Source organism: Paraburkholderia sp. JPY419 (assembly GCF_050435705.1).
In the GTDB taxonomy this organism is placed as follows: Bacteria; Pseudomonadota; Gammaproteobacteria; order Burkholderiales; family Burkholderiaceae; genus Paraburkholderia; species Paraburkholderia youngii.
Genome location: NZ_JBNDKV010000002.1, coordinates 1,914,694 through 1,938,383 on the forward strand (window position 1 = coordinate 1,914,694; position 23,690 = coordinate 1,938,383).

Annotated in this window: 23 protein-coding genes; 13 read left to right on the forward strand and 10 right to left on the reverse strand. The window is 64.6% G+C overall.

Annotation, left to right across the window (positions count from 1 at the left end):
* Positions 1-72: 72 nt before the first annotated feature.
* Positions 73-234, forward strand: coding sequence for a hypothetical protein (locus QFZ91_RS14845; RefSeq protein ID WP_176109870.1), 162 nt, complete (start codon positions 73-75; stop codon positions 232-234).
* 98 nt (positions 235-332) lie between these two features.
* Here the strand turns inward: QFZ91_RS14845 and QFZ91_RS14850 are convergent, their stop codons facing one another.
* A complete protein-coding gene (locus QFZ91_RS14850; protein ID WP_429567665.1) occupies positions 333-662 on the reverse strand; it encodes an ecotin precursor in 330 nt (109 codons plus the stop codon).
* 273 nt (positions 663-935) lie between these two features.
* On the opposite strand from QFZ91_RS14850, the gene QFZ91_RS14855 reads away from it, so the two are divergent.
* Entirely contained in the window at positions 936-2,051 is a 1,116-nt protein-coding gene (locus QFZ91_RS14855) for a diguanylate cyclase (RefSeq protein WP_429567666.1), read from the forward strand.
* A gap of 27 nt (positions 2,052-2,078) precedes the next feature.
* Here QFZ91_RS14855 and QFZ91_RS14860 read toward each other — a convergent pair whose 3' ends face one another.
* Positions 2,079-2,918 carry an SDR family NAD(P)-dependent oxidoreductase gene (locus QFZ91_RS14860; RefSeq protein ID WP_429567667.1) on the reverse strand — a complete coding sequence of 280 codons (840 nt, stop codon included), beginning with the start codon at positions 2,916-2,918 and terminating at the stop codon, positions 2,079-2,081.
* A 175-nt stretch (positions 2,919-3,093) separates the two neighbouring features.
* Between QFZ91_RS14860 and QFZ91_RS14865 the strand changes: the two genes are divergently transcribed.
* Together QFZ91_RS14865 and QFZ91_RS14870 are read left to right on the forward strand one after the other, a co-directional pair.
* Complete coding sequence (locus QFZ91_RS14865; RefSeq protein WP_368716837.1) at positions 3,094-4,029, forward strand: GlxA family transcriptional regulator; 936 nt, start codon at positions 3,094-3,096, stop codon at positions 4,027-4,029.
* Positions 4,030-4,132: 103 nt separating this feature from the next.
* Positions 4,133-4,558, forward strand: coding sequence for an HIT family protein (locus QFZ91_RS14870; RefSeq protein ID WP_018436978.1), 426 nt, complete (start codon positions 4,133-4,135; stop codon positions 4,556-4,558).
* Between the two features lie 204 nt (positions 4,559-4,762).
* On the opposite strand, the gene QFZ91_RS14875 is transcribed toward QFZ91_RS14870, so the two are convergent.
* Complete coding sequence (locus QFZ91_RS14875; RefSeq protein ID WP_176109876.1) at positions 4,763-4,942, reverse strand: hypothetical protein; 180 nt, start codon at positions 4,940-4,942, stop codon at positions 4,763-4,765.
* A 492-nt stretch (positions 4,943-5,434) separates the two neighbouring features.
* On the opposite strand from QFZ91_RS14875, the gene sap1 reads away from it, so the two are divergent.
* The gene (gene sap1 / locus QFZ91_RS14880) at positions 5,435-5,773 is read left to right on the forward strand and encodes a surface attachment protein Sap1 (RefSeq protein WP_013091020.1); all 339 of its coding nucleotides are present in this window, start codon (positions 5,435-5,437) and stop codon (positions 5,771-5,773) included.
* Positions 5,774-6,025: 252 nt separating this feature from the next.
* On the opposite strand, the gene araH is transcribed toward sap1, so the two are convergent.
* The 4 genes from araH to QFZ91_RS14900 form a co-directional block, all read right to left on the reverse strand.
* Positions 6,026-7,030, reverse strand: a complete 1,005-nt coding sequence (araH, locus tag QFZ91_RS14885) for an L-arabinose ABC transporter permease AraH (RefSeq protein ID WP_176380615.1) — start codon at positions 7,028-7,030, stop codon at positions 6,026-6,028.
* 74 nt (positions 7,031-7,104) lie between these two features.
* Positions 7,105-8,664 carry an L-arabinose ABC transporter ATP-binding protein AraG gene (gene araG / locus QFZ91_RS14890; RefSeq protein WP_429567668.1) on the reverse strand — a complete coding sequence of 520 codons (1,560 nt, stop codon included), beginning with the start codon at positions 8,662-8,664 and terminating at the stop codon, positions 7,105-7,107.
* A gap of 93 nt (positions 8,665-8,757) precedes the next feature.
* Entirely contained in the window at positions 8,758-9,762 is a 1,005-nt protein-coding gene (locus tag QFZ91_RS14895; protein ID WP_176122396.1) for an arabinose ABC transporter substrate-binding protein, read from the reverse strand.
* 178 nt (positions 9,763-9,940) lie between these two features.
* Positions 9,941-11,389 carry an aldehyde dehydrogenase family protein gene (locus tag QFZ91_RS14900; RefSeq protein ID WP_429567669.1) on the reverse strand — a complete coding sequence of 483 codons (1,449 nt, stop codon included), beginning with the start codon at positions 11,387-11,389 and terminating at the stop codon, positions 9,941-9,943.
* Between the two features lie 171 nt (positions 11,390-11,560).
* Between QFZ91_RS14900 and QFZ91_RS14905 the strand changes: the two genes are divergently transcribed.
* Positions 11,561-12,538, forward strand: a complete 978-nt coding sequence (locus QFZ91_RS14905) for a LysR family transcriptional regulator (protein WP_429567670.1) — start codon at positions 11,561-11,563, stop codon at positions 12,536-12,538.
* Between the two features lie 142 nt (positions 12,539-12,680).
* Positions 12,681-13,235, forward strand: a complete 555-nt coding sequence (locus tag QFZ91_RS14910) for a YaeQ family protein (protein ID WP_368595005.1) — start codon at positions 12,681-12,683, stop codon at positions 13,233-13,235.
* 44 nt (positions 13,236-13,279) lie between these two features.
* On the opposite strand, the gene QFZ91_RS14915 is transcribed toward QFZ91_RS14910, so the two are convergent.
* Positions 13,280-13,705, reverse strand: coding sequence for a VOC family protein (locus QFZ91_RS14915; RefSeq protein WP_176380613.1), 426 nt, complete (start codon positions 13,703-13,705; stop codon positions 13,280-13,282).
* 436 nt (positions 13,706-14,141) lie between these two features.
* Between QFZ91_RS14915 and ada the strand changes: the two genes are divergently transcribed.
* The 4 genes from ada to QFZ91_RS14935 all read left to right on the forward strand — a co-directional run bounded on the left by ada (position 14,142) and on the right by QFZ91_RS14935 (position 18,790).
* Positions 14,142-15,302 carry a bifunctional DNA-binding transcriptional regulator/O6-methylguanine-DNA methyltransferase Ada gene (ada, locus tag QFZ91_RS14920; RefSeq protein ID WP_429568648.1) on the forward strand — a complete coding sequence of 387 codons (1,161 nt, stop codon included), beginning with the start codon at positions 14,142-14,144 and terminating at the stop codon, positions 15,300-15,302.
* Positions 15,299-16,219, forward strand: coding sequence for a DNA-3-methyladenine glycosylase family protein (locus QFZ91_RS14925; RefSeq protein WP_429567671.1), 921 nt, complete (start codon positions 15,299-15,301; stop codon positions 16,217-16,219). The genes ada and QFZ91_RS14925 overlap by 4 nt, the downstream gene beginning before the upstream one ends.
* A 218-nt stretch (positions 16,220-16,437) precedes the next feature.
* Positions 16,438-18,054 carry a glutamate--cysteine ligase gene (gene gshA, locus QFZ91_RS14930; protein WP_429567672.1) on the forward strand — a complete coding sequence of 539 codons (1,617 nt, stop codon included), beginning with the start codon at positions 16,438-16,440 and terminating at the stop codon, positions 18,052-18,054.
* A 220-nt stretch (positions 18,055-18,274) separates the two neighbouring features.
* On the forward strand, positions 18,275-18,790 hold the full coding sequence (locus QFZ91_RS14935) for a hypothetical protein (protein WP_429567673.1): 516 nt from the start codon (positions 18,275-18,277) through the stop codon (positions 18,788-18,790).
* 51 nt (positions 18,791-18,841) lie between these two features.
* On the opposite strand, the gene QFZ91_RS14940 is transcribed toward QFZ91_RS14935, so the two are convergent.
* Positions 18,842-20,404 carry a DHA2 family efflux MFS transporter permease subunit gene (locus QFZ91_RS14940; RefSeq protein ID WP_429567674.1) on the reverse strand — a complete coding sequence of 521 codons (1,563 nt, stop codon included), beginning with the start codon at positions 20,402-20,404 and terminating at the stop codon, positions 18,842-18,844.
* Between the two features lie 211 nt (positions 20,405-20,615).
* On the reverse strand, positions 20,616-21,122 hold the full coding sequence (locus QFZ91_RS14945; RefSeq protein WP_429567675.1) for a MarR family winged helix-turn-helix transcriptional regulator: 507 nt from the start codon (positions 21,120-21,122) through the stop codon (positions 20,616-20,618).
* A 257-nt stretch (positions 21,123-21,379) separates the two neighbouring features.
* Between QFZ91_RS14945 and QFZ91_RS14950 the strand changes: the two genes are divergently transcribed.
* Both QFZ91_RS14950 and QFZ91_RS14955 read left to right on the forward strand, forming a co-directional pair.
* Positions 21,380-21,781: a hypothetical protein gene (locus QFZ91_RS14950; protein ID WP_429567676.1), complete on the forward strand. Its 402-nt coding sequence runs from the start codon at positions 21,380-21,382 to the stop codon at positions 21,779-21,781.
* Positions 21,782-22,037: 256 nt separating this feature from the next.
* Positions 22,038-23,642 carry an efflux transporter outer membrane subunit gene (locus QFZ91_RS14955; RefSeq protein WP_429567677.1) on the forward strand — a complete coding sequence of 535 codons (1,605 nt, stop codon included), beginning with the start codon at positions 22,038-22,040 and terminating at the stop codon, positions 23,640-23,642.
* Positions 23,643-23,690 lie beyond the last annotated feature (48 nt).

Consider the following 23,690-nt stretch of genomic DNA (forward strand, 5'->3'; position numbering starts at 1 on the left):
TCACATCATCGTTCTTTCCCCGCTTCCTTCGCCTACACTGAGAGATGGATGCAAGCAGATACGGAGGTTTCGATGCCTGAATCAATGCTCGCCTATCTGATGGGGCCTGCCGTCATGCTGGTGGTCGGCTTTGCCATCTGGATGATGTCGCGTCACCGCGACCCGTCCAAACCGCCCAAGCTCGAGCGCTGGCTCGACACGCATTACGCGGAGTGGCTGCATCACAAGCATTAAGGCGTGCCTCAATGAAAAAAGGCCGTCGCATCGAGCGACGGCCTTTTTGTCTGCGCGTTGCCAGGCTGGATCATCCGCGCATCAGAGCCATGCCACGTTTACCACTGCGGCTCGGGTTGCGGCCGTGCATAGCCGTACTGTCCGGGCGGCGGTGCGCCGCACGCGACATAGGCGCGCTGATACTGGTCATAGCAATATCCGGGCGGCGGTGCCACGTAGGCCGGCGCGGGCTGATACGCGGGCTCGGCATAAACCGGCTGCGGATACGCGACCAATGGTGCAGGCGTCAACGCCGAGCTGACCACCGCGCCCAGCACCGCGCCGCCGATCAGCGCACCCAGCACGTCGCCGCCGTGTCCGTGCGCGGACGCCTGGCCCGCCACCGTCAAACTACCCGCCATTACCAACGCCACTGCGATCTTTTTCATATTGAGCTCCCGCCGTTCAGGCATGGACGAATTGTCGCTGGCGCTGGCGGAAATAGATGCTGCAGTTGGTAACCGGACATTAACTCTGTAACAGGCGCATAACGTCGGATGCGTCAGCCCACGCAGAGCATTGCGCGGCTTCAGCGAGGACGATTGCCGGGCTGGTCTCGTCGCGGGCGCCGACTATTATCTGACCAATGGCAATGGTCAAAGAGCGCCCCGCCTCTCCGCAACCTGACGTGCCTTCCCTGCCCTTCATTCGCGCTGAACCACATGGACACCTCTAAACCGCCCCAGAACGTCGCAACGCTGCATCCCGCAGACGAAGCACAGGCGCAGGCGCATGCGCTCGTCGCGGAGGATCCACCGCGTCTCGCCATCGACGACTCGTTCGCGCGCATCCTCGCCGACGCGCCGGCGGGCGAGTGCCCGATCACGGTGCTGCTGGTCGATGACCAGCCGGTCATCGCCGACGCGGTGCGCGAGGCGCTCGCCGACGAGCCGGGCGTCGACTTTCACTACCGCGCGTCCTGGGAAGACGCGGTGCGCTGCGCCGAGGAAACTCGCGCGACGGTGATTCTGCAAGATCTCGCGATGCCGGGCGCCGACGGTCTGACGCTGGTGCGGCAATATCGGCTGAACGCGGCCACGCGCGACATCCCGATCATCGCGCTATCGACCAAAGAAGAGCCGCTCGTCAAAAGCGCGGCGTTCGCGGCCGGCTCGAACGATTACCTCGTCAAGCTGCCGGATCGCATCGAGCTGATCGCGCGCATCCGCTATCACTCGCGCTCGTATCTGAACCTGCAGCAGCGCGACGAGGCATACCGCGCGCTGCGGCAGTTACAGCAGCAACTGCTGGCGACGAATCTGGAGTTGCAGCGGCGCACGCATTCGGACGGTCTGACTGGCCTGTCGAACCGCCGCTACCTGGACCAGCATCTGGCCGACGAATGGCGCCGCGGCACGCGCGACAAGACCGGCCTCGGCCTCCTGATGATCGACGTCGATCACCTCAAGGCCTACAACGACACCTACGGGCACGTCGCCGGCGACGAAGTGCTGAAGAGCGTCGCGCATACGATCGAAGCGTGCCTCGGCCATTCACCGGATCTCGCCGCGCGCTTCGGCGGCGAGGAGTTCGCGGTGGTCGTGCCGGGCACGTCGGCGGGCGGCTTGCGCCTGCTCGCGGAGAAAATCCGCATCGCGGTCGAAGACCTCGCGATCACGCATGCGGGCTCGGCAGAGGGTGTCGTCACGATCAGCATCGGCGCGGCGATGGTGCTGCCGTCGGCGGCCGAACCGGTCACGTCGCTGATCGAGGCCGCCAGCGTCGGCCTGTATCGCGCGAAACACGACGGCAAGAATCAGGTCGCGGTGAGCGGCTGAGTCTTGCGCTGCCCTACCCCCTTTGTTTCACGCCGCCACGGCGCGCGTATAGCGCTCGGCCGGCGCGCTGCGCGACAGATTCGGCTGCAGATGCAGACGCGCGCTGTTCAGACGCTCCCAGTCGGCGGCATCGGGCAACGACGGGATCGTCACCAACTCACCCTGGTCGAGACCGGCAAGCGCCGCGTCGACCATGTCCTCGGCGCTCATCACGATCTGCGCAGGCAGGTTCTCGACCGCGAGACCCGCGCGATCCCAGAACGCGGTACTCGTCGCGCCCGGCAGCACCGCCTGCAGCCGCACGCCCTTGCCACCCACCTCGTGATGCAGCGACTGCGTGAGGTTCAGCACGTACGCCTTGGTGCCGCTATAGGTGCCGTTCAGCAATTCCGGCGACAGCGCGACGATCGACGAGATATTGATCACCGTGCCCGCGCCACGCGCGATGAAACCCGGCAACACGGCCGCCGTCAGGCGCGTGAGCGAGGTCACGTTCAGATCGATCATCTTCTCGAGTTCATCGATGTCGGAGTCGAGCAGCGTCGCGGTCGCGCCGACGCCCGCGTTGTTGACCAGCATCGTGATGCCGCGCTCGGCGCGCAACTGGTTCTCGATGCGGCGCACGTCGGCCTTGTTGGACAGATCGGCGCTGACGGTGCTCACGCGCCGGCCGGTCTCCTTCATCAGCCGCTCGGCGAGGCTGCTGAGGCGCGCGCCGTCGCGCGCGATCAGCAGCAGATCGTAGCCGCGTCGCGCGAGCCGGTCCGCGTAGACCGCACCGATCCCCGACGATGCGCCAGTGACCACCGCCGTGCCCTTACCTCCGTTCGGATCGCCTTGTACGCCCTTCTCTGCCTGCGTTGCCATTGAAGCTCTCCTTGTGGGCTGCGCACAATGCGACCGCCCTGACTGGTGAATGGGAACATCCGTGAACTCGCCGTCTCGCGGCTTTCGCGCTGGTGCGGCGGTGTTGACGAGCTGAGTCTAGGCGCGTACCGTCTTGTCTCAAATGTCGTATTTCCCTCGTTTCAGGACATCGCAAATGAAACGCATCGGCGTAGTGGTGTTTCCGGGCTTCCAGATCCTCGACATGGTCGCGGTATCGATTTTCGAACTCGCCAATCAGGACACCGACGAACCCGCGTACGACGTCACGGTGATCTCCGAGCACGGCGGCATGGTGCGCAGTTCGGCGGGCGTCGAGGTCGCGACGCGGCCGTTCGGCGATCCCGCCTATGACACGGTGATCGTCACCGGCGCGATGGAAATCGCGCCGTCGTCGCCGGGACTGCTCGCGTTTCTGAACGACGCCCTCGCCGCCTCGCGCCGCACCGCGAGCATTTGCACCGGCGCGTTCGTCCTCGCCGAAGCGGGCATCCTGGACGGCCGCCACGCGACCACTCATTGGGCGCATGCGCGCGATCTGCAGCGGCGCTTTCCGCGCGCGCGGGTCGACGAGGACCGCATCTTCATCGTCGACGGCTCGGTGTGGACGTCGGCCGGCATGACCGCGTGCATCGATCTGTGCCTCGCGCTGGTCGAGAACGACCTCGGCGTCGCGGCGTCGCGCGCGATCGCGAAAAAGCTCGTCGTCTATCACCGCCGCACCGGCGGGCAGTCGCAATACTCGGCGATGCTCGATCTCGAACCGAAGTCCGATCGGATCCAGAACGCGCTGTCGTATGCGAAGAGTCATCTGCGCGAGCCGCTGAGCGTCGAACAGCTCGCCGATGTCGCGCATCTGAGCCCGCGCCAGTTCAGCCGCGCGTTTCGCGACGAGACGCGCCAATCGCCGGCTCGCGCAATCGAGGCGCTGCGCGTCGAAGCGGCCCGCACGATGCTCGAAACCGGCCGTCATTCGATCGAAACGGTCGCAGCCGACACTGGCTTCATCGACCCCGAGCGGATGCGGCGCGCGTTTTTGCGCGCGTTCGGCCACCCGCCTCAAGCGATCCGGCGCGCCGCACGCGTGGCGTAAGCATTCGGGTAGAAAATAGGAAGCCCGCGATGCGAAGCTGCGCGAAACAGCGGCGTCCCGCTCGACCCATGAATCGAAACCAGACCAAACGAAAGGAAACGCGATGAGCTACAACGACAGCAACCCGTTCGCCAAAATCTTGCGCGGCGAACTACCGTGTATCAAGGTGGCCGAAAACGACCAGGCGCTGGCTTTCATGGACTTGATGCCGCAAGCCGACGGTCATCTGCTCGTCGTGCCGAAGGAAGCGGTCGCGGAGATTTTCGATCTGTCGGATGTGGCGCTCGTCGCGTCCGCACGCATGGCGCAAAAGCTCGCGATCGCGGTGCGCGCGGCGCTGCGTCCGGACGGCGTGTTCATCGGCCAGTTCAACGGCGCGGCGGCGGGACAGACGGTGCCGCACGTCCATTTCCATGTGATTCCGCGCTGGGAAGGCCAGCCGTTGAAGCTGCATGCGCGCGAGGTCGCCGATGCCGACACGCTTGAAGCGCTCGCCAAACGGATTCGCGCACACTGGCGCGCCCATTGAAGCGCGACGTGTGGGCCTGCCGACACATTGCCGCGCCAGGCATGACGGTCACGTGCGGTAACAACTGTAAAAGCCGTTGAAACCCACCGATTGGCGCGTCGCGACTAGACTGCTATTGCCTTGTGTTCAAGGCATTGAGTGTGGATCTCTTTTTTCAGCCTGCCCTTGTGGCAGGCTTTTTTCTTCAGGGGTCCGCTCGCAGTCTCAGAGCCGATCGCGAGAACGGCGTAGCGGATGCCGCCAGTCGATGCGCCGGGGACGCGGTGACAACGGCCGACCGTCGTGGAGGTCGCGATGTTCTTGCCACAGTTCGTCGGAAAAAAGAAACATCACGATGAGCAGCGGAACGACCAGAAAAATCCCGAGTATTACGTGCTCGTTCACGATAGCCTCCAGGTGCGGGAGATTTGTTCCAATTGTAGAGCAGCGCCTGTACCCGCAAGCCGTTGCAGGCCCTTCACGAAAGCTGCGAGGGACGGCTGGCACTATTTGTTTTCTGCATCTGCCGCGTTATTGCACGTAGCGGCTTTCGCCCGCCGAATGACTTTGTGTGCGATGCACAAACTGGTTGATTAAATTGTACTAAATTACTTAATTGGCGCTACGCGTTTACGCGAATGCGGGCGCGAAGCTTTACCAACTAAGGCGATGAGCGAGTTGGAGTTTTAGTAATTCTTTTCATTGCTATTCGATCAGGCGTCTGCTCTAGCTTTAATCAGCCCTGACAGCGGGTGCGACAATTAGCCACTGTTGCGACCGCACACAAGATGTGCTTGTCGTTCTTCTCGGTTCTCCTAAAGTTCAAGTTGTGTGTCCATCGTTAAAGTTAAATACATAGCTAACCGAGTATTTTTTCGGCCCGCCCCGGAGGAACAAATGAAAACTCGAATTGCCGTTGTTTTCGCCATCGCGGGTTTGGCTGCCGCTAGCGTTCAGGCGCAAGACGTCGTGATCAAGCCGCAGCAAACGATCCAGTTCAAGGCCAATGCGTATGGCTGCGTATCGAAGGACAAGCTCGATGCCGTCGATCACCATGCGCAAGCCGGTGAACAGCAGCAGATGCAGGAATTCTTCTCCGGATATCAATGCGTATCGACACCGACCGACTCGAGTTTCCGGGTGGTGCGCGTGGTCGGCCACGACGTCGAGTTCGTGAATGCAGCCAATAGCGACACCGAGGGGCTCTGGGCGAACGACCGATTTATCAAGCAATAAGTACAACACCGGTATTCCGGCAAAAGCCGGAACACGGTCGCATGCGTCTCCACTGCGGCTTTAAAGTCGCAGCCGTGAACGCGTGAGCTAAAAAAGGACGGCTTGGCATTCAGATGCCAAGCCGTTTTTTTATTACTTTTCATACAGGCCAGGCTTCACGCGCAATAAAAAAGCCGATGCGGGTTTTATCGACCCGCATCGGCAGTACGCCTTCTCGCAAAGCGCAGGAAACCGGCCAGGTGCAGCGGCGCGTCAGTGCACGCGCTTGCTGCGGCGGAACTGGTCGAACAGCACCGCAAGCAGCAGGATGCCGCCGCGGATCAGGTACTGATAGAACGTCGGCACGTTAAGCAGGCTCATCGCGTCCTGTACCGAACCCATGATCAGCACGCCGACCAGCACGCCAGAGATCGTCGCGACACCGCCCGTCAGCGACACGCCGCCGAGCACGCAAGCGGAAATCACGCCGAGTTCGAGCCCGACGGACGTCTTCGGATCGCCGAGACTCATGCGCGACGCGAGCATCACGCCTGCGAAGCCGGTCACGAGCCCTTGCAGCACGAATACGGTGATCTTGATCCGCGTGACGGGCAGCCCCGCGAGCACGGCCGCTTCGCTATTGCCGCCGACGGCCAGCACGTTCTTGCCGAACACCGTCTTTTTCAGCAAAAAGCCGAACAGCACGAAGCCGATGATGTTGCTCCAGATCGGATAAGAAATGCCGAGGAACGAGCCACCGCCGAGATCGAAAAAGCGCTCCTCGGAGATCATCACCGCGTCGCCGTTCGACGTGATGTAGGCGAGGCCGCGCACGACCTCCATCATCGCGAGCGTGACGATCAGCGAGTTGATCTTGTAGCGCGCGACCAGCGTGCCGTTGACGAGCCCGACCGCGCCGCCCGCGAGCACGCCGGCCGCGACGCCGATGAATACGCTATGTGTCGCGGTGATCAGCACGGAAGCCACCACGCCGGAAAACGCGACGATCGACGCGACCGACAGGTCCACCTCGCCGAGCGCTAGCACGAACATCATCGTGACTGAGATCGAGCCGATCAGCGTGACCGACAGCAGCAAGCCCTGGATATTGCGCGAGCTCAGAAAGCCCGGGACCGTGAACGACAGCACCGCGAACAGGATGATGAACACCATCACGATGCCGGATTTGTTGATCAGGTCCCAGGTGCGCGCGGCACGCGCGGTCAAGCCGGCGGAGGCGACGGCGGGGGTCGAGGAATCGGTGGAAGGTATGTTCATGATGTCTGTTCCATTCAATGCCGTATTCGTTGCGGTATTCGATAAGAGGTCTGAGGGCGAGAGCCGTTGGCCGATCAGCGCGGCAACGCCAGCTTGATCAGCGCATCCGGCGTGGCTTGCGCCTTCGGCAAATCGCCGACGATGCGGCCTTCCTTCATCACGATCACGCGATCGGTCACGCCGATCACTTCGGCGAGATCGCTCGATACAACGATGACCGTGCGGCCCGCCTCGGCGAGCCCATACAACAGCCCGTAAATCTCGCTGCGAGCCCCGACGTCGATGCCGCGCGTCGGCTCGTCCATCAGGAACACGTCGATCTCTTCGGCGAGCCAGCGCGACAGGATCACCTTCTGCTGATTGCCGCCGGACAGCGTGCCGATCGGCGCGTCGCCGTTGCGGGTCTTGATCGCGAGCTTGCCGATGAACTCACGCGTGGTCTGCGCTTCCTTGCGGCCGTTGAGCACGTTGAAGCGACTGAAGTGGCGGCGGCAGCTGATGTTCAGGTTGTCCGACACCGACGCGATCGACACGATGCCTTCCTGCTTGCGATCCTCGGGACACAGCGCGACACCGGCGCGCACCGCGTCGCGCGGCGTGGCGAACTGCACGCGCTTGCCCTTCAGCGCGACCCCGCCGGCGCTCGGCTTGACCGCGCCGTAGATCAGCTTCATCAGCTCGGAGCGGCCCGCGCCGACGAGCCCGAAAAAGCCGACGATCTCGCCCTTGCGCGCCGAAAACGACGCCGGTTCGCGCAGACCCGGCCCCATCAGACCGTCGACCTGAAGCTGCACGTCGCCGTGCTCGCGCGCGCGATAGCCGTACACATCGGTGATCGAGCGGCCCACCATGCAGCTGATCAGCCGATCGCGATCGAGTCCCGCGCCTGCCTCGAAGGTGTCGATGCGGCGGCCGTCGCGAAACACGGTGACGCGATCGCACAGTTCGTAGACTTCATCCATCCGGTGAGTGACGTAAATGATCGCGCGGCCTTCGGCCTTCAGCGCGCGGATGATGCGGAACAGTTGCGTGGTTTCGCGCGACGACAGCGAGCTGGTTGGTTCGTCGAACGCGATCACCCGCGCGTCGCGCATCAGCGCCTTGCCGATTTCGATCATCTGCCGCTGACCGATCGACAGATGCTTGACCTGCTGCGACGGATCGAGCTTTTCGCCGAGCCGTTCGAGCTCGCGCATCGCGCGCGCGACCAAGGCCTTTTCGTCCAGAACCCCGAAGCGATTCGGGAGCGCGCCGAGCATCAGGTTCTCGGCGACGGTCAGCTCCGGCACCAGATGCAGTTCCTGATAGATGATCGCGATGCCCGCGGCGATTGCCGCCTTAGTGGTCGCGAACTGCTGCTCGACGCCATCGAGCGACAGCGTGCCCGACACGGGGTGATTGACGCCGGACAGCACCTTCAGCAGCGTCGACTTGCCGGCGCCGTTTTCGCCCATCAGGCCGTGCACCTCGCCGCGGCGCACTTCGAGCGACACCTGGTCGAGCGCGAGCACGCCCGGGAAGCGCACGGTGATCCCCTCGAGCTGGAGATAGGGAGCGTCGGATGCGGGCGTCGGTGCAGGCGAGGGCGCAAGCGCCGCGTCGCCGGCATGAGACCCGGTGAATAAGGACGTCATCGGAAAAACCTCGAACGGATGGAACCAGAGCGGGCCACGCTCACGCAAAACGCAACGCGCGATGCGGCCCGCCGTCTGCTGCGAGAACTTCGCTTAAATACCCAGTTCCTTGCGCACGTCCTGCCAGTTGCTACGGACCATCAGCTTGCCGGTGGTCTGCGTATCGGCGGGCGGCTGCTTGCCGTTCTTGATCCATTCGACGAGGTTTTCGGTGCTCTCCTTGCCGTGGTTCGTCGAGCTGACCGCGATCGTGCCGTAGAAGCCCGTCGGTTCCTTCTTCTGGAACTCGGCGAACGCCTCGCCCGCACCGTTGATGCCGACGCCGATCACGTCCGTGCCCGGAATGTGCAGCTGTTCGGTCGCGCGCACGCCGCCGAGCACGCTCTCTTCATTGAGCGCGAAGATCACCCACTTCTTGATGTTCGGATGCTGCGCGAGCACCGGCGACACCGCGTTGAAGCCGCCTTCGTCGTCGGTGGTCTTCTGCGGAGCGTCGAAGATGTTTTCCTTCTTGAAGCCGCCGGCGAGCAGCGACTGCGTCGCGCCGTCGGTGCGCAGCTTCGCGGTCGGCAGTTCGTAGTCGGTGATGCGCAGCGCGCCGACTTCCTCGGGCTTCCAGCCGCGGCGCTTCATTTCCTCGGAGATCGCCGTACCGACCTGATTGCCGATCTTGAACGCGGACATGCCGAGGTGCGGCACGTTGGCAAGCGGCTTGCCGGTCGAATCGACCAGCTGGTCGTCGACCGTCACGAACTTCATGTTGTAGCGCTTCGCGCGTGCCTGGATCGCCGGTCCGAGACGCACGTCGGGTGCGCAGATCACGAAGCCCTTCGCGCCTTGTGCGCCGAGGTTGTCGATCGCGGCCAGCACTTTTTCGCCGTCGGGCGTACCGATGTTGACGACCGAGAATCCGTCCTTCTGGCCGAGCGCGGTTGCGGCTTTCTGTTCGTTGATGAACCACGCCTGTTCCGGCATCTTCACGAGGAAGCCGACTTTGAGCGGCTCGTCCGCATGCGCGGACAGTTGCGCGGCAAACGGCGCGGCGAGGGCGGCGGCGGCGATCGCGGTCAGAGTCAAACGGCGAAGCTTGCTGGTCATCTACTGTCTCCTGAGGTTGAAAAGCTGCATTGATTTCGTGGTAGTTGCAGCGGGGTAACGCGGGCGGCGTCAGCCGACGCGCGGATCGGGATGGATCTGGGCTCGGCAAGCCGGGCGATTAGTGGCGCGGGGCGCACGGTGAGCGGCGCGGCGAAAACCGTGGTGCGGCTCATCGGTTCTAGCCCGCCACGTACGCCGTTTTCACGGCGGTCCAGAACGCGGCATCGCTCGCGCCATAGGCCGACGCCTTGCGCCCGCCGCCGGGTCCGTGATGTTCGACGGCCGTGGTCGGCAGGTTGATCGTGACGAGACCACTCTGCACGTGGCGGCGGAAATGCCGCGCGCGTTCGAGCGAGCGCGTGCAAATGCCGGCGCACAATCCGTAGGTGGTGTCGTTCGCGAGATGCAGCGCGTGTTCGTAATCGTCCGCACGCAGCACGACCGCGAGCGGCCCGAAAATCTCTTCGCGCGCGATACGATGCTCCGGTTCGCCCACAAACAGCGCCGGCTCGAAAAAATAGCCGCGCGTCGAGCGCTGCAGCTGCCGACCGCCGCGCAGCAGCTGCGCGCCTTCCTGTTCGCCGATGCGCACGTATTCGAGATTGCGTTCGAGCTGCGCGGCGTTCGCCGCCGGGCCGATGTCGGTGCCGTGCTTCAGCGCGTGATCGACGGTGAGTTTCGCGAGCTTCGCCTGCAACGCGTCGACGAACTGCGCGAACACCACGCGCTCGACGATCAGCCGCGCGGCCGCGGTGCTGCGCTGGCCCGTCGCGCTGAAGGCGCCGGTCAGCGCGGCATCGACCGCGCCGTCGAGATCGGCGTCGGCCAGCACGACGAACGGATTCTTGCCGCCCATCTCGAGCTGCACGCGTGCCTGGCGCGTCGCGGCGGCCTGTAGCACACGTGTGCCGGTATCGGACGAACCGGTGAAGCTGATCGCGGCGACGAGCGGATGCGCGACGATTCGCGCACCGACTTTGCGGCCGCTGCCCATCACGAGGTTGAACACGCCGGCCGGCAAGCCCGCGCGACTGACGATCGACGCGAGCGCCGCCGCGCAGGCCGGCACCGATTCGGCCGGCTTGTACACGACGCAGTTGCCATGCGCGAGCGCGGCACCGATCTTCGCCGCGGCGATCGCGAGCGGCGCGCTCCACGGCGCGATGACGCCGACCACCCCGAGCGGCTCGCGCGTCACGTCGATTTCGACGCCGGCACGCGCGGACGCGAGCGGTTCGGCGAACGCGCGCAGCGCCTCGGCGGCGAACAGCTTGAACAGTTGCCCCGCGCGCGTCGCTTCGGCGAGCGCCTCGGGCAGCACCTTGCCGACTTCACGCGCGAGCAGACGCGCCAGTTCCTCGCGCCGCGCGAGCATTTCGCTGCCGATCGCGTCGAGCGCGTCGGCGCGGCGCTGCGCGGAGGCAAGCGACCAGTCGCGAAACGCCGCGTGCGCCGCCTCGATCGCGCTGTCGGTCTGCCGCACGTCGGCCCGCACGTATTCGCCGACCGGTTCGTCGAGATCCGACGGATTGAGCGACACGCCCGCGGTCGCACCCGTCTCCCATCCGCCATTGATGTAATGGCGAAACGGGCTGGTAACGAGGGGGACGAGCGGATCGCGGTTCATCGGCGGAAAAGGCGCACCGGAAGTTCACAAAAGTCCACGAATGGTATGAGTCGTCCCAATAACTTTCCAATCCCTTTTTAGGCTTCTCCGATATCAGTTTCGATATGGCATCATGGGAACTTCAAAGCAGAACGTACAAACATCGCCCGTAAAAACCTGGAGACCCCTGCGATGACGCGTAGCTATTCGAACTGGTTCGTGCGCGCTCGCCTGAAGACGCGCCAGTTGTTGCTGCTTGCCGCGATGGAGGAGGAGGGCAACGTGCGCCGCGCGGCTGACGTGCTCGGCATGACGCAGCCGGCCGCGTCGCGACTGTTGAAAGAACTCGAGGACATGCTCGGCGTGAGCCTGTTCGACCGCACGCCGCACGGTATGCACGCGACGCTGTACGGCGAGGTGATGATCCGCCACGCGCGCATGGTGCTGTCGAACCTGAGCCAGGCGCACGACGAAATCTCGGCGCTGCGCTCGGGGCTCGCGGGTCAGGTGCGCATCGGCGTGATCGCCGCGGCTGCCGCGACGATGGTGCCGCGCGCGATCGCGAGCGTGAAGGAGCGTTATCCGCAGCTGCAGATCTGGACCGAGGTCGAGACCTCCGACGTGATGCTGCCGCGGCTCGCCGAAGGCGATCTCGACATCATGATCGGCCGCGTGCTCGAACGGCAGAATCAGTTCAAGACCGACGTGCGCTACGAACCGCTCGCCGACGAACCGCTGTGCGTGGTCGCCCGTCCTGGCCATCCGCTCGAAAACGAAACGGGATTGACGCTGCGCGGTATCGTCAACGCGGCGTGGGTGCTGCATCCGCCTGGCAGCGTGCTGCGCCACCGCTTCGATCTGATGTTTTCGCAGATTGGCCTGAATCCGCCGCAGAACGTCGTCAATACGAATAACTTCCTCGCGATTTCGAGCCTGCTGCTGCAAAGCGACATGTTGGCTGTATTGCCCGATGAAGTGGCGCGTCAGTACCAACAGTACGGGGTATTGAAACGCGTACCGATCGATTTACCGTGCAGGATGGACACATTCGGTATCATCACGCGCCAGTCGCATCTGTTGTCTCCGGCGGCCGCCGTCGTGCTCGAGGCGCTGCGGGACGCGGCTCGCGACGTGTACGGCACCGCCATGGAACCGGTAGTGGCCCGCTAAATGCTTCCTTCCGTGTCATAGGCACCGGCCGACGGCGCGGGAGGAACAGACGATGTACAGCAAACACAAGAAACGGCAACGCGCCGTCGACGATTCATTTTCGCTGCGCTCCGGTGGAGCGAGCGCCTGGTTTAGCAACGGCATGGCTCTCAAATCGACGATATACAAGGCTGAATTGCAGATCGCGGACATGGACCGGCACTATTATGCCGACCATTCACTGACGATCGCCCGTCACCCCTCGGAAACCGACGAACGGATGATGGTCCGCGTCGCCGCGTTCGCGCTGTTCGCACAGGAACGGCTGGAGTTTTGCAAAGGTTTGTCGGATGTCGACGAGCCGGATCTGTGGGCGAAGGATCTGACCGGCGCCATCGACACCTGGATTGAGGTCGGCCAGCCCGACGAGCGCCGCATCGCGAAGGCGAGCGGCCGTGCCAATCACGTGATCCTGATCGCGTATGGCGGGCGGACCTCGGAAATCTGGTGGCAGGGCGTGCGCAACAAGGTCGAGCGCCTGCGCAACGTGACGGTCTGGACGCTCGGCGAGGACGTCGCGGCATCGCTCGGCTCACTCACCGAGCGCACGATGCGGCTGCAATGCACGGTGCAGGACGGCGAAGCCTGGCTCGGCAGTGCCGAAGCCGACGCGGTGAAGATCGACTGGACCGTACTGAAAGCGCCCGCCGACGCGTGATGGAACCGGTCTGAACCGGTTTTTGCGCAGTTTCGTTTTCGCTTTCAGAGCGACGTGATTCGCGCCGCCTCCGGCGGCCCCTTCAGTTCGACCATGTTGCCCTCCGGGTCGAACAGATACAGCGACGGTCCAAACCCGTCCGCGCCATAACGCACCCCCTGTTCGCCGAGCCGCGCGCCATGCGCGCTCAGATGCGCCTTCAGCGCGTCGGCGTCGAACGACTCGACGCGCAGACACAGGTGATCCATGTTGCGCCCCGTGCCCGCCTCACCGTTTTCCGCGCGATCGAGCTTAGCGCCGACCTGCAGCAGATCGATCAGCGATCGGCCCGCGCGCAGCTGGGTGAGGCCGAGTTCGCGCTGCTCCTTTTCAACGCTGCAACCGAGTACGTCGCAGTAAAAGCGCGCGAGGGTCTCGACGTGCGTCGCCCGGATCACGACGTGGTCGATCTCGCGAATGTGGATTTTCATGTTGAACGCCCTTTCGCTAGTTCGGAGAGCCGATTAGGAAGTGTAGGAGAAAGGGCGGGGGGCGGATCGGCGGGCAAAAAAAAGCCCGCTCAAGTGGAGCGGGCTGAATCCATATCAGGAGGAGACATGGAGGAGACAGGTACTAATATACACATCGGCTTGGTGCGACGCAATAACTTTTTAAGGGAAAACCCGATATCGTGCAAAATTGTCGCAGTTTGAGGCAAAACGCCCGGCCGCCGGGCGTTCCGCGGCGCTTCGGGCCACGGTTTGCCGGGTTTGACCCCACTACGGGTAAGGACAAGCGCGTCCGAATGACAGAGCAAGAACCGGCGCGTACTGTGGAGCGAACAGGCCTAGATTGATGAGCATCGACACTGACTGCCCATCCGGGCCCCAGGACATCATGAACGCCACCACTCGCCATTCCACCCCCATGCGCACCACCGCGGACGTCGGTGCCACCCAGTGGCTCACCGACGACGAGCGCTGGGACGCCGTCACCCGCCGCGACCACGATGCCGACGGCGCATTCTTCTACGCGGTCAGGACGACCGGCGTGTTCTGCCGGCCGTCGTGCGCGTCGCGCCAGCCGCGCCGCGAAAACGTCGCCTTCTTCACCGATGCCGCCGCCGCGCGCGCCGCGGGCTTCCGCGATTGCAAGCGCTGCCAGCCGGGCGGCCTGCCACGCGAGCTCGACATCGTCGCGAGGGCCTGCGCGGCGCTCGACGCCGATCCGCAGCAGCGCCTCACGCTCGCGCAGCTGAGCGACGCCGTGCACGTGAGCCCGTTTCATTTGCAGCGCCTGTTCAAGCGCGTCGTCGGCGTGTCGCCGCGTCAGTACCAGGCCGCGCAGCGCGGCGCCGCGCTACGCGACGCGCTGCAGGGCGGCGCCGATGTCACGCGAGCGACACTCGACGCCGGTTTCGGCTCGCCGTCGCGCATGTACGACAGCGCGCCGGCCGAGCTCGGCATGGCGCCGTCCGCTTACCGGAGCAAGGGTGCCGGGCTCACGGTGCGCTATGCGAGCGCGCCGACCTCGCTCGGCTTCGTGCTGGTCGCGGCGACCGATAAGGGCATCTGCAAGATCGGTTTCGGCGACGACACCGCGCTGCTGATCGACGAATTGCGCGGCGAGTTCTCGAACGCCGAGCTGCGCGAAGACGCTGGGCGCCTAGCTCCGTTCATCGCGCAGATTGATGCGTATCTGCGCGGCACGCGCCAGGACTTCGACCTGCCGCTCGACATCGCGTCGACCGCGTTCAAGCAGCGCGTGTGGGACGCATTGCGACGCATCCCGTACGGCGAAACACGCAGCTACTCGCAGATCGCCGAGGCGGTCGGTTCGCCGCGCGCGGTACGCGCCGTCGCAAGTGCCTGCGCGACCAATCCGGTCGCGCTCGCGATTCCTTGCCATCGCGTCGTGCAGAAGGGCGGGGCGCTCGCCGGCTATCGCTGGGGGCTGCCGCGCAAGGCCGCGTTGCTCGACAATGAGGCGCAGCACGCAGGCGGCGCTTCAGCCGGCGACGCGCCGCGCCGCCGCGCAAGCCGCCCCGATGGCGATTCCCGCCACTCCAACCTGGATCACGCCGCTTGAGCACGCTTAACGACGTCGCAACTCTGGAATTACCGTTCAAGGCACCGTTCGACTGGCCGCGGCTGCTGCGTTTTTTCAGCGGCCGCGCGACGCCTGGCGTCGAAGCCGTCGAGGACGGCGCGTATCGTCGCGCGGTCGACTGGAACGGCGACAGCGGCACACTCAGCGTGCGGCTGCATCCGCGCAAGCGCTGCATCGTCGCGAGCATCGAAGGGCCGGCGAGCCGGCATGCCGATGCACTCGCCGCGCCGATCGCGAAGATGTTCGATCTGCGCGCCGATCCGAAGAAGATCGCCGCCGGACTCGCCGCGGACCCGTGGCTCGCGCCGCTCGTCGCCGCGGTGCCTGGCCTGCGGGTGCCGGGCGCATGGTCAGGCTTCGAACTGGTGGTGCGTGCGATCGTCGGTCAGCAGGTCAGCGTGAAGGCCGCGACGACCATCATCGGACGGCTCGTGCAGCGCGCGGGCCAACGCATCGACGGCCATCCGCACCAGGACACCGCGTGGCGTTTTCCGACGCCGGCCGCGCTCGCCGAAGTCGATCTCGCGCAGATCGGCATGCCCGGCAAACGCGTCGCCGCGTTACAGGGCTTCGCGCGCGCAGTCGCGAGCGGCGACGTCCCGCTCGACAGCAGCGACACCGTCGACGCCGCGAGCCTGCGCGCCGCGTTGCTCGCGCTCGCGGGCATCGGCCCATGGACTGTCGAATACGTCGCGATGCGCGCATGGCGCGATCCCGATGCATGGCCCGCGTCGGATCTCGTGCTGATGCAATCGATCTGTGCGCGCGATCCTTCGCTGATACGGCCTGCACAGCAGCGCAGCCGCAGCGATGCCTGGCGGCCGTATCGCGCGTATGCCGCGATGCATCTGTGGAACGAGGTAGCGGATCGGGCGGGCGCGGCGCGCGGCGGGTGAGTTGAGCTGAGCGTCGTCACGACGCGCTGATGGCGATGGCGCAGTTCAGCGCGACCCCGCCATGCGCGCTCAAACCCCGCCGAAGCGGCCGCAAGCAGCCGTTCTGGCGAGATGTTAAAGTGCCCGCTACTGAAAATTCCGCCGAACGTTGTCAGCCGCTGTATCGCCTGTGAATCGTCTGGCGATACACGGCGACCGGCAACGCCCGACCTGCATCAATGCCAAACACCACACCATCCGGCACGACCGACGTGCTTTCGCACCGCCTGTCCGTGCTCGACTCGAGCCCGCAGCGCGATGCGCTGATACGCGGCCTGCGCGGCATCGAAAGGGAAAGCCTGCGCGTAACGCGCGACGGCCAGCTCGCGATGACGCCGCATCCGCGCGCGCTCGGCTCGGCGCTCACGCATCCGTCGCTGACGACCGACTACTCCGAGGCGCTGCTCGAGCTGATCACGCCGGCCGAGCAGGACGCCGCCGAAACGCTCGCGCAGCTCGACGTGCTGCATCGTTTCGTCTACGCGGAGCTCGGCGACGAGATCCTGTGGAACAACTCGATGCCGGGGCTGTTGCCCGCCACCGACGACGGCATTCCGATCGCGCACTACGGCACATCGAACATCGGCAAGCTGAAGTACGTGTACCGGGTCGGCCTCGCGCTGCGCTATGGCCGCACGATGCAGTGCATCGCGGGCATCCACTACAACTATTCGCTGAACGAAGAAGTGTGGCGCCTGCTGCACGCCGATCAGCAATCCACCGCGAACGCCGTCGACTTCCAGTCCGACCGCTACCTCGCGCTGATCCGCAATTTCCGCCGCACGAACTGGCTGTTGATGTATCTGTTCGGCGCGTCGCCCGCGCTCGATCGTCGATTCCTCCGAGATCGCAAACACACGCTCGACACGTTCGACGCCGACACGCTGTATCGCCCGTACGCGACGAGCCTGCGCATGAGCGATCTCGGCTATTCGAACACGACCGCGCAAGCCGCGCTGCACGCCGACTACGACACGCTGCCCGGCTATCTCGACGCGCTCGCGAAAGCCGTGAGCCAGCCGTATCCCGCCTACGAGCAGATCGGTACGCAACGCGACGGCGAGTGGGTGCAGATCAACACCAACGTGCTGCAGATCGAAAACGAGTTCTATTCGACGATCCGTCCGAAGCGCGTCACGCATCCGGGTGAGCGGCCGCTCCATGCGCTCGCCGTGCGCGGCGTGCAGTACGTCGAAGTGCGTTGCATGGATATCGATCCGTTCGAGCCGAGCGGCATTTCGCTCGAAACATCGCGCTTTCTCGACGCGTACCTGCTCGTGTGCGCGCTCGACGACAGCGCGCCATTGCCTCCGCCCGCCTATACCGAAGCGAATCAGAACTTCGGCCGCGTGACGATGGAAGGCCGCAAGCCAGGCCTCGAACTGGTTCGCGACGGCAAGCCGGTCGCGATGACCGAATGGGCCGACGAACTGCTCGTGAAAATCGACGCCGCGGCGGCCGTGCTCGACGGCTTGAGGGGCGGCGACGAACACGCGCGCGCGGTCGCCGCGCAACGCGCGAAGCTCGCGGACGTATCGCTGACGCCATCGGCGCGCGTGCTGCAAACGATGCGTGACCAGCAGCAGAGCTTTCTCGCGTTCGGCCTCGCGCAAAGCGAAGCGCACGCCGCGTACTTCCGCGCGCGTCCGCTCGATGCCGTGCAGTCCAAGGCGTTTGCGGACCTCGCGGCGCAATCGCTCGACGAACAGGCGAAGCTCGAACGCGAGGAGGTTGGTTCGTTCGACGCGTTCGTCGCCGCGTATCGGGCCTATACGCTCAATCGCTTCAGTGTCTGAGCGCTCGGACAACAACAACTCGAGAAGTGATCAAGCGGCCCACGTGGCCGCTTTTTCTTTGTCGTGCGAAACCGCAAGTAAGCTCTACGGATTGCTCTCTTCGAGCGCGCGCAATCGGCAAATTCTCCACGCGCCGTCGCGATTCTCTAATCTGGGTGAAACACCGCCTGGATGGGGTGGTCCAAAATGTTATGACAGGCTTCGCAGGGGAGGTACCGACGTGAAGAACAAAGCTCTGTTGGCCACACTGTGTCTCGTAGCGACTGCGGGATGCTCAACGCAGGGTCAGGTCAATCCGGACGTCATGCAGATCGCGACCAAGCCATTGACGTGTTCGAACAAGGCCGAATGCGACCTCTGGTGGCAACGGGCGCAATCGTGGGTCGCGAGTCATTCGAAGTACAAGATCGAGACCGCTAACGACTCGCTGATCCAGACCGCCGGCCCCGACGGTGGCAAGCGGGCTCTCGCGTTTCAGATCACGCGCGCCTCGGAACCCGATGGCACCGTTACGATCGGCTTTTCCGCGCACTGCGACAGCTCGCTCGGCTGCAAGCCGAATCCGTGGGAAGCCGGTGCTGATTTCAAGCAGTATGTGAGAGGCACCACGGGCACAGCCGCCAGCGCGCCGCAAGGCAGTGCGACGCCATCGCAGAACGCGCCCGATGCGACGCATCCGGAGACGATACCCGGAAAGACCACCAGGCTGCCGAATGGCGAGGCGATGTCGCAATAGCTGAAGCTGTGGCGGCAGCGGCGATGCATTCGCCGCTGCCGCGTGTTTGCTTCAGTGTCCTAACGAGGGCCCGCTGCCCTTGCGTGGCTTGGTGATCCACACGAGCACGGCCAGCACGATAAATGCCGCGCACGAGATGCGGAAAAAATCGTTGGTGGCCATCATGTACGCCTGGCTAGTCACCACCTGGTTCAACTGCGCGGTGAGACTGTCGCCGGACAGCCCGACGCCCGCGAGCGCATTCGTATAGGCGCTGGTGTTGGCCGAATACGTGTTGACCGTATCGGCGAGCATCGCGTGGTGATAGATCGTGTCGTTTTCCCAGAACGTCGTGCTGATCGCAGTGCCGATCGCGCCCGACAACGTGCGGAAAAAGTTCGACAGACCCGACGCGCTCGCAAGACGCTCGTCGGGCACGCTCGACAGCGTGATCGTCGTCATCGGCACGAAGAAGCACGCGACGCCGATGCCCTGCACGAGCCGCGGCAGGATCACGTGGCCGAACGGCACGTCGAGTGTGAACGTCGAGTTCCAGAACGACACGATCGCGAACACGATGAACGCGAAGCTCGCGACCATGCGCAGATTCAGCCGATGCATGTTCTTGCCGATCATCGGCGATAGAAACAACGCAAGCAGTCCGACCGGTGCCGTGGCGAGACCCGCGAGGCCCGCCGTGTAGCCCATCACCGTTTGCAGCCATAGCGGAAAGATCACCACCGAGCCGAAGAACGCCATGAAGCCGAACGAAATGATCACGACGCCAAGCGCGAAATTGCGATCCTTGAACAGCGACAGGTCGACGATCGGCTCCTCCTCGGTCAACTCCCACACGAGCAGGAATGCAATCGACACGAGCGCTATCACGGCGAGCGCGACGATGAACGTCGAGTTGAACCAGTCGCGGTCCTTGCCGAGGTCCAGCATCATCTGCAGGCAAGACACGCCGGTCACGAGCAGCACCAGGCCCACCACGTCGATGCGCTGGCGCGTCGTCTGCGTTTCGCGGCCACGCAGCAGCAGATACGCGCAGAACGCCGAGAACAGGCCGATCGGAACGTTGATGTAGAAGATCCACGGCCACGTGAAGTTATCGGTGATATAGCCGCCCATCACCGGGCCGAAGATCGGCGCGCAGATCACCGTCATCGCCCATAAGCCGAGCGCGAGGCCGCGCTTCGCGGGGGGGTAGGAGCGCATCAGAATCGTCTGCGACAGCGGCACCATCGGCCCGGACACGAGCCCTTGCGCGAGCCGGAATGCGATCAGCGATTCGAAGTTATGCGCGAAACCGCAGGCCGCCGACGCGATCGTGAACAGCAGCACCGACAGCGTGAAGAGCCGTACCTCGCCGACGCGTCGCGCGAGCCAGCCGGTCAGCGGCACGGCAATCGCCGAGGCGACCGAGTACGACGAGATCACCCAGGTGCCCTGACTGGCCGCGACGCCGAGACTGCCGGAAATGGTCGGCACTGCGACGTTCGCAATCGAGGTGTCGAGCACCTCCATGAAGGTGCCGAGCGCAAGCCCGACGGTCAGCAGCGCGAGCGTGCCGCCTTTGAGCGGAGCGGGTTCGGCTGCGGGCAGCGCGGCGTTGGAAGCCGTGGCATCCATAATTTTGGTTCTCCTCAGCGGCAAAAGCTTGTCGTGGCAGCTTTATCGGGCGTTCCAGACATGATGCTTACATGCCGCATCACCCTCTGCCCAGACAGATATCTGATGACAATGGCGCCTTGGAAAGGCGCCTTGTGATTGTCTTGCTAGTACTGCGTGATGAAGCGCCGCCGCCCTCCGACGACGATCGCGCCTCGACGCACGCTTCGGCTCATCGCCGCGGCTCGTCCGGCGGTGACACCGGTCCGCAACCCGCGTCGGCTTCCCCCTCGGGACCGTTTGCGATGAAACGGGCGAGCAGGTGAATCAGCGTCGCGTGCTCCTCGGCGGTAAAGCCGCGCAGTTGGTCGTTCAGCACGGTCGCGCCGAGGTTCGGCAGTTGCCGCGCGGCCTCGTGGCCTTGCGGTGTCAGCTCCAGTTTCACCATGCGTCGGTCGTCGTTGCTGCGCGTGCGCACGACGAAGCCTTTCTTTTCCAGGCGATCGAGCAGTCGCGTCATCGAGCCGCTGTCGTACGACATCGCGCGCGACAGCTCGAAAGGCGTACTCGCGCGTCGCGACGACAGCATCAGAATCACGCCGATCTGCTGTGCGGTGAGTCCGAGCGGCTTGACCGCACGGTCCGTGCGCTCGACTAGCACATTGCGCGCTTTCGTCAGGTAGTAGCCAAGACTGCTCGTGAGCTCGACTTCGTCCGCTTTGTAGGGGCCATCAACCATGGGGTATCCGAAACATCCACGCAACACGAAGTTTAGCTGCCTAAGCAGACAAGTCAAATCACATTTTGCGGTGCGCAACGAGCCGACCTAAAAACAACAGTCGCATCTTTTGCGCCGCACAGTATCTTGAAATTTGCTTGCATGGTCAATATTATGACAAGCAATGAGTTTCGCGCGTCCTGCGCCATTCGAGACCATGTTCTGACCGATCGACCGCACGCCGCCCGCCTTGCGACGCGCGCCAAAGGATTTCCCCGATGCTGTACCTCAAAAACACGCTTGGCGGCCTCAGCCGCTCACTGACCGATTCCGCACTCCATAGCTTCCAGGGCCGGCACCGCTGGTGGAAGCTCGCGCTATTCGCGGGATTGTTCGTGCTGCCGGGCGGGTCGGTGGGCGTCGCGCTGCTCGCTTGGGCCGAGCATCGACGGGAAACAGAGCGGGCGAAGAAGGACAACGCCGTAATGGAATCCAGCGAAATCGTATTGCCGAAGGAAAGCTTCGCGATTGAGACGGAAAACGTCGTCGCCGCGACAGCCAACAGCGGCAACGCTTGCCTCGCATCCGGTGGTGCGTCGTGCCGGGCCGCGGCTGGCAGGCTCGCGTGTCAGCGTCAGCGTCAACGCCAGCAGACGCAATCAACGGAAACGAGGCTCTGAAGGGGTACCGATTCGCCGCGCCTTTCTCGCCATTTCAAACACCGCAAACCCGCTGCTCCTCGCTCCGCCGGTAACAACGCGTAACCATCGCGTCACCGCAAGTAACACACCTGCGCACCGCCTCGCATTAACCTTTCAGCTTTCGGTTTCCCGCGCTCGCGCGGGCCCATACGCTAACATTCCGGCAGACCACGATCTCGCCCGGCCGGTGGCGCCGTTCCCTGCCATACCGCGGCGGCCAGAAGGAATTCATTGCATGCAGTCTGTTCGAATCTCGCGCGCGCGGGCATTTGCGCCGCGCGTCCTGTCCCTTGCCGTCAGCGCGGCCTGCGCGGCACTCGTCGCCGCCTGCGCGGTCGGCCCGAACTATCAGCGGCCGGCCACCGAGATCCCCGCGTCGTTCAAGGAGGCCGCGCCCGGCTGGAAGGTTGCCGAGCCCGCCGATCAACACGACCGCGGCGACTGGTGGGCGATCTACGAAGACCCGAAGCTCAACGAACTCGAAGACAAGCTCAACGCAGCGAACCAGACCATCGCGCAATTTGCCGCGAACTACCGGCAGGCGCGCGCGCTCGTCGGCGAAGCGCGGGCCGCGTACTTCCCGACCATCGGTGCATCGGCAGGCGCGACCCGCTCGGGCAACGGCGCGCAAACCGGCGGCAATGCGACGACGGCGACGAGTCGCGAAGGCATCAATAACAGCTTCAACGTCCAGATGACGGCGAGCTGGGAGCCGGACCTGTGGGGCTCGGTCACGCGCTCGGTCAACGCACAGAAAGCCGGCCAGCAGGGCGCGGCCGCCGAACTCGCAAACGCGCGCCTGTCCGCTCAGGCAACGCTCGCGCAGACCTACTTCCTGCTGCGCGCGCTCGACTCCACGCAGAAGCTGCTCGACGACACTGTTCTCGCCTATCAGCGCTCACTGCAGCTCACGCAGAATCAGTACGCGGCCGGCGTCGCCGCGCGCTCGGACGTGATCCAGGCGCAAACGCAGCTGCAATCGGCGCAGGCCGCCGCGATCGAGAACGGCATCCAGCGTGCGCAGGACGACGAGCACGCGATCGCGGTGCTGATCGGCGTGCCCGCGTCGATGTTCTCGCTGCCGCCGATGCCGCTCACCGCGACGCCGCCCGCCGTCCCCGCGCAGATGCCGTCCGCGCTGCTCGAACGCAGGCCGGATATCGCATCGGCGGAACGCAAGGCCGCGGCGGCCAACGAGCAGATCGGCGTGGCGATCGCCGCGTTCTTCCCGTCGCTCACGCTGTCGGCGACCGGAGGCTTCGAGAACTCGGTGTTCTCGCAATTGTTGACGTTGCCGTCGCGCTTCTGGACGCTCGGCCCGCAACTGGCCGGGACGATCTTCGACGCCGGCCTGCGCAAGGCCCAAACCGAGGCCGCGCGCGCCACCTATGACGCGGATGTCGCGACCTATCGGCAGACGGTGCTCGCCGCGTTCCAGGACGTCGAGGACAACCTTGCGTCGCTGCGCATCCTCGAGCAGGAAATCGTCGTGCAGCGGCAGGCGGTCGACTCGGCGCGCCAGGCGCTCGCCATCGTGACGAACGAGTACAAGGCGGGTACGGTCGGCTTCGTCAACGTGCTGACCGCGCAGACCACGGCGTTCACGGCCGAACAGAAGCTCGAGAATATCGCCGGGCAGCGGATGGTGTCGTCGGTGGGGCTCGTGAAGGCGCTCGGCGGCGGCTGGGATGCGTCGCAGATGAATCGCGAGACCGGCGATGTCGCGGCGCCCGCGCCGCTGCCGGCATCGGCTCCGGCGGCTGCGGCAGCGGCAGCGGCAGTCGGCGCGGCGTCCATCGCACAGGGCAATGCGCCGCCAGCGCGGGTGCAAAACAAATAATTGCCCGCTGCGCCCGCCGCGCAGCAGAATCGCAATATAGAAGAGGCA